The sequence below is a fragment of the Geminocystis sp. M7585_C2015_104 genome (genome assembly GCA_015295805.1).
Taxonomy (GTDB): Bacteria; Cyanobacteriota; Cyanobacteriia; order Cyanobacteriales; family Cyanobacteriaceae; genus DVEF01.
Genome location: DVEF01000002.1, coordinates 1 through 1098 on the forward strand (window position 1 = coordinate 1; position 1098 = coordinate 1098).

1 pseudogene is annotated in these 1098 nt (G+C 46.4%); it reads left to right on the top strand.

Features of this window, described 5'->3' with window-relative positions:
- A pseudogene (locus IGQ44_00315) lies at positions 1-1098 on the top strand (extracellular solute-binding protein).

Sequence of the window (1098 nt, forward strand, 5' to 3'; positions counted from 1 at the left end):
CCCGGCAAAAACTATATCCCCCCTATTGCCGATTCCCCCCTAATAGCCTACAGCCCCATGGTCTTCATGACTACCAAAGAATTGGCGCCCCTTTAGGAAAAACAGCCTAACATATTTGTAGCACTAACAAGTTATGAGAACTGTCAGCAAATGGAGAAACAAGCCCCACCCATCCCCATCTACTTTGCCCAAACAGCACCCACTCGCTCCAATTCGGGACTACAAACTTTAGTAGCACAATTTGCCGCCGTAGTCAACAAGCTGATGTGAAGAAATATCAAGAAGAGGTAAAGCGGATTCAAAGCAAAGTAACTCGTTACGGGGTGTCCACGGCAACCTTAGCCCAGTCTATGGTAGAAAACGGTATTTTCTGGGCCTCCATCGCCTCTGTTTACGAGTCTATGGTAATCCGTGCCAACAGTGACAAACTATCCAGTCAAACAACCCAATACCAGGCTATTTACCCTAAAGCCACATTCAACTCCCACATGCGTGCCATTATACCCAATGGGCCATGGATGTCTGAGGAGGAAAAAGAAGCTGCCCAAGAAGTGGTAGAATACATGTTAAAACCAGAATCACAAAAACTAGCTACCGAGTTGGGATTAAGGCCCGGTGTACCCAGCATAACCCTAGCAGACAAGTTTAACCCACAATACGGGGTTCAGTCAAGCCCCGTTTTCGACTCCCTCCAGCCACCCCCGCCAGAGGTGGTAGAGGCCATGCTGGAAAGTTGGCGGCAGTATGCTAAAAAACCTTCCCAGATAGCTGTATCGGAAAATCGCTGCCGTTAAGGAGACTCTGTTTAGGTATATTAACAATCTCGGCCCAAAAGAAGAAATTGTCATTATACCCTTTGATGATAGAATACATCAGCCTGTACTAGTAAAGGGCACATCAGAAAGCAAAAATAAGGGGATTGCCTATATTAGTGGTTTGAAGGCACATGGGGGTACTAGTCTATATGATAGGGCCCTGTTTGCCAGAAACTGGCTGCGCCAAAATGTTAAACCCAATGCCATCAATGCCGTTGTTATTCTCAGTGACGGCGATGATACCACTAGCAAGATAACTCTGGAGGAGTTGGAAAAACAACTA